Annotated in this window: 4 protein-coding genes; 2 read left to right on the top strand and 2 right to left on the bottom strand. The window is 46.3% G+C overall.

Annotated features, from left to right (window positions below; translation table 11 throughout):
- Positions 1-564, top strand: a 564-nt coding sequence (locus A1D16_RS17715; RefSeq protein ID WP_290711966.1) for a LemA family protein, incomplete at its 5' end; no start/stop codon positions are given.
- A gap of 10 nt (positions 565-574) precedes the next feature.
- A complete protein-coding gene (locus tag A1D16_RS17710) occupies positions 575-2,713 on the top strand; it encodes a DUF2207 domain-containing protein (RefSeq protein ID WP_290711964.1) in 2,139 nt (712 codons plus the stop codon).
- 21 nt (positions 2,714-2,734) lie between these two features.
- Here A1D16_RS17710 and rluF read toward each other — a convergent pair whose 3' ends face one another.
- Both rluF and A1D16_RS17700 read right to left on the bottom strand, forming a co-directional pair.
- Positions 2,735-3,610, bottom strand: a complete 876-nt coding sequence (gene rluF / locus A1D16_RS17705; protein ID WP_290711962.1) for a 23S rRNA pseudouridine(2604) synthase RluF — start codon at positions 3,608-3,610, stop codon at positions 2,735-2,737.
- A gap of 4 nt (positions 3,611-3,614) precedes the next feature.
- Positions 3,615-4,556: RNB domain-containing ribonuclease (locus tag A1D16_RS17700; RefSeq protein ID WP_290711960.1), on the bottom strand; the 942-nt coding region annotated here is incomplete at its 5' end.

The following is a 4,556-nucleotide window of genomic DNA, read 5'->3' as shown; positions in this document are numbered from 1 at the left end:
TACACCATGTCAATTGCCTACCTGCTGCTGCTTTTGTTTTTTTTGCTGGTGGTGGTACTGGTTTTTCTGTACAACCGCCTGGTAAAGCAACAATTATTGGTAAAAGAAGGCTGGAGTGGAATCGGAACCTATTTACAACAACGTAATGACCTGATACCGAATCTGGTAGAAACCGTTAAAGGGTCCACACTACACGAAAGCAGCACCCTAAGAACGATTGTTGAATGCCGAAACCAAGTCCAGGAAAGCCGCCTACCCGGCGATCAGATAAAGGCCAGTAATCAATTAAATACAGCCCTGAACAATTTTTTTGCGGTAGCAGAAGCTTATCCCGACCTTAAAGCCAACCAAAATTTTCTGCAATTACAGCAGGATCTCGGGGAGGTTGAATCAAACCTTAATCAGAGCCGCCGGTATTACAATGCTACCGTACGAAATTTTAATGCCTCGGTAGCCGTGTTTCCATCCAACCTGGTAGCCGGTTTATTTCAGTTTCAGCCGGCACCTTTTTTTGAGGAATCGGACGAAGCCAAAACAGTGCCCCCGATACGGTTTGGAGCTTAATCTCTTTTCTATGCGAAAGCTTTGCTATTGTTTACTATTCACTTTTTCCTTGCTGTATGGCCAGCAAAACCAGGCGCAGCAGGCCTTTCTGGTAACTGAAAATGCAGGCCGTTTTATTCGTCCGGCCATACTGGACTCCCTCACAAGAACCGCTTTAGAAAAAGCTGCCGCGGAAAAATCTATCAGTAAGGACTTGTTTACAGCAAGGTATGCCACTTATCGGCCACGTATAGCCGAACTAATGAAATCCTTTTTACTCGGCAACTACATTGTATTAGATAAAAAAACAGCGTTGCAGCACCCACCACCCGGCTCAGCGGCTTTTTTATCTCTTCAACAACAGTACCTGGTATTGGCGGAAGATGCCTTACAACGGATAATTGCCACACCAGCTTCGGTTTACCCCTTATTGGAAGCCGATGAATCGGACAGGATATTGCATTTCCGGGCGGTAATTGATATTCAGGCTTCCGGTGAACTATGGGTAAAGGAAACCATCAAACTATTCAATGGTGAAGGAGGTAATCTTTCAGAAAACGATGCCATCAAAAGAGGCATTGTACGTGATTTTCCCACCAAGTACCTACACCAAAACGGCTATTGGATTCAGACCGGCTTTCAATTGCGCTCAGTAAAAAAAGAGCAAGCAGCAGTGCCTTATACCGTCCATTCTCTCAACAATGGAATAAGAATTCAAATCGGGAACGCTGACCTGCTTTTACCAAGGGGTATTCATACGTATGAAATAGTATACAGCACCAACCAGCAACTGATCTTTCATACTAACCGCGATGAACTTTATTGGAACGTAAATGGCAATGGCTGGGAATTCCGGTTTGATACCGTGAGTGCCCGTATAAATTTTCCACAAGGCGCAATCATTGCAGCGGCTGAATGTTATACTGGTGCCCGGGGGGCCACCCTGCAGGCATGTACCCATGGTTCAGCCGGAACCAACTATATTGAATTTCAAACCAATGCCGGCCTAAACGGGTATGAAGGGCTTACCATTGCCGCCGATATACAAAAGGGAATACTGGCACCTCCGGGTACGATGGGCGTTTTGCTGAATTTCCTATGGGCTAACTGGCTGGTGCCCCTGTTAGTGCTGGTTCTTGCAGCTACAGGGTGGTATAACTGGAGAAGCTGGTATAAAAACGGCCGTGACCCCAAAAAAGGAATTATTTACCCCCAATTTTCACCACCTGCCGGCTTAGGGCCTGCCGATACGGGATACCTGCATCAGCAACAGTATGGCAGCCATCTTTTTGTAGCCAGCCTGGTAGATGCCGCTGTGCAAAAACACCTGCAGATTGAAGTTAATAAAGGGTCGGGATGGTTTTCAGCAACCACTTACCAGTTTAAAAAACCAGTTGATAGTCCGCCGCTTTCAAGTGCTTCCCTGATCAATCTTTTTGGCATTGATATTTCCGCTCTATACGGACTTAGCTTACAAGCGGGCACCTATAACAGCACACTCAAGTCGCAATACAGCTCGCTGGAAACCCGCTTAAAAAACAGGTTTCAGTTGCAGCGGGGTAAAGTGCATTCTACCAATGGTTATTTTGCGTTAAACCGTGGTTACCTGTTTTTAGGAAGCTTTTTATGGGTAGGGGCATTGGTGGCCAGCATCATTTTTCTATCCCTGCATTTTACGCCTCCTTTAGCCATTTTTGCCGCTATTTCTTTACTGGTGCTGTTTGTAATGCAACTGGTATTTTATAAACTATTGCCTGCCTATTCTGAAAAGGGCAGGCAGGTGGCTGACCAGATAGAAGGTTTCAGGCTTTACCTGAATCAGACGGAACAACGGGTGTTTGACAGCTTAACGCCCCCGGATAAAACCATCGAATTATTTGAACGGTATCTACCTTATGCCATTGCACTTAACGTAGAAAATGCCTGGGCAACCCAGTTCACCGAAGTGCTTAACCAGGCTTTAAAAAATGGATACCAGCCTGGCTATTATTTTGCCGGCCGGGGTTTTTCCGGCAACCTGCAGTTCTCGGACCTGGCTAAAGGGGTTTCTGCTGGTTTGTCCAATACCATTTCCTCCTCTTCCACCCCACCCAGTAGTAGTAGCGGTGGAAGCCGGGGTGGCGGCTCCAGCGGCGGCGGTGGTGGTGGCGGTGGTGGTGGTGGCTGGTAAGGGTGGTAAGGGTGGGCTTTGCTATCGCTGCCGTCCTTTTTCTTTAAACGCTTTATAAGATCCTTTTTTTGCCGCAGAATTGGCTGATTTACTCTTTGCAGGCGGCTGCGGTACATGCGGTGTTTCGGGCCTTGCTTCTTTTTTGGGAGCCGGTTTACTGCGTTTGTTTTTAACCGGTGCAGCAGAAGAAACTTCAATCAGTTCTTTCAGTTTGGATATTTCCGCTTCACTCAGGTAACGCCATTTGCCGGTGGCAAGCGTACCCAACTGCAGGTGCATAATGCGTACCCTTTTTAAGGATGTAACTTCATAACCAAGCTCTTCACACATTCGTCGGATTTGCCGGTTAAGCCCCTGCGTAAGTATTATTGTAAAGCTTTGTTTGCCGGTAATCCGAACCTTACAGGGCAGGGTTACAGTTCCAAGCATAGGAATACCACCTTCCATCCGATCTACAAAACCGGGACCAATGGCTTTATGAACACGGACCTGGTATTCCTTTTCGTGTGCATTACCTGCTCTCAGAACTTTATTTACGATATCCCCATCATTGGTGAGAAGGATCAGGCCTTCTGAATCCTTATCCAGCCGGCCAATCGGGAAGATCCGCTTAGGATAATTTAAAAATGATATGATATTTCCCTGCACTTGTTCTTCGGTGGTGCTGGTAATACCAATTGGTTTGTTAAGCAGTAGATAAACAGGTTTCTCCTTTTGCTTGCGGGTAATAAGGCTACCATCAACCTCCACTTCATCCCCGGGCTTACATCGATTTCCAGGTCTTGCGGCACGGCCATTCAATAAAACCCGGCCTGCTTTTATCAGTTCATCGGCTTCCCTGCGGGAGCAATAACCGGTATCACTGATGAACTTGTTTAAACTGATAGATTCTTCCAAAATGTTATTTTTTCCTTTTTGATTTTTTGGCAGCAGATTTTTTAGGAGTGGTTTTCCGGCCGGTTGTTTTTCTTCCGGCCGCTTCTCCTCCTTCTTCCTTAATAGCCGTGCTGATGACCCATTCATAATCAAGCTGTCTTTTCTCCAGGTTGGCCGCTACTACCTTAATGCGTACTTTATCTCCCATACGAAAAGTGCGCCCAGATCGTCTGCCCGCCAGCATGTAATCGGATTCTACATGCCTGAAATCGTCGTAGTCGGCTAAACTTACAATGCTTACCAATCCTTCGCATTTATGTTCTACTGTCTCCACCCAGAAACCGAAAGAAGATACGCCGCTGATTACACCGTCAAATTCCTCACCCAGGAAATTCATAAGGTACTCTACCTGCTTGTATTTATTGGAAGCCCGTTCTGCATCCATTGCTGCCCGCTCTCGTTCACTGCAATGCTTACATTTTTCTTCCATTTTTTTATCGGGAAGAAATTTATCGTCCAGCACCTCCTGCAATACCCGATGTACCAATACATCCGGGTAACGGCGAATGGGTGAGGTAAAATGCGCATAGTGTTCAAAACCCAGGCCGTAGTGCCCGATATTTTTGGTTGTATAAACGGCTTTTGCCATGGTTCTGATTCCCAATTGTTCCAGTACATGTTGCTCGGGCTTGCCCTTTACATCAAGTAATAACTGGTTAAAGGAGGCAGCTATGCGTTCCGGCGATTTGGTATCAAAGCCATGTCCGAATTTTCTGGCAAAAGCTGCAAAGGGTGTCAGTTTTTCCTCATCCGGCTGGTCGTGCACCCGGTACGGAAAGGGCAGTGATTTTTTATTAAGTTCTACTTTGCTTACATATTCTGCTACGGTCCGGTTTGCCAGCAACATAAACTCTTCAATCAACTGGTGGGCTTCCTTGCTTTCTTTAATAAGGATGCCAATGGGTTT

It is taken from the genome of Flavihumibacter sp. CACIAM 22H1 (assembly GCF_001601815.1).
In the GTDB taxonomy this organism is placed as follows: domain Bacteria; phylum Bacteroidota; class Bacteroidia; order Chitinophagales; family Chitinophagaceae; genus Flavihumibacter.
The sequence above is the reverse complement of the archived record's forward strand: the minus strand, read 5'-3'. Positions and strand labels throughout refer to the sequence as shown.

Coding starts and splice junctions, on each gene's coding strand:
- A1D16_RS17710 (WP_290711964.1), top strand. CDS start 575: ATGCGAAAGCTTTGCTATTGTTTACTATTCACTTTTTCCTTGCTGTAT.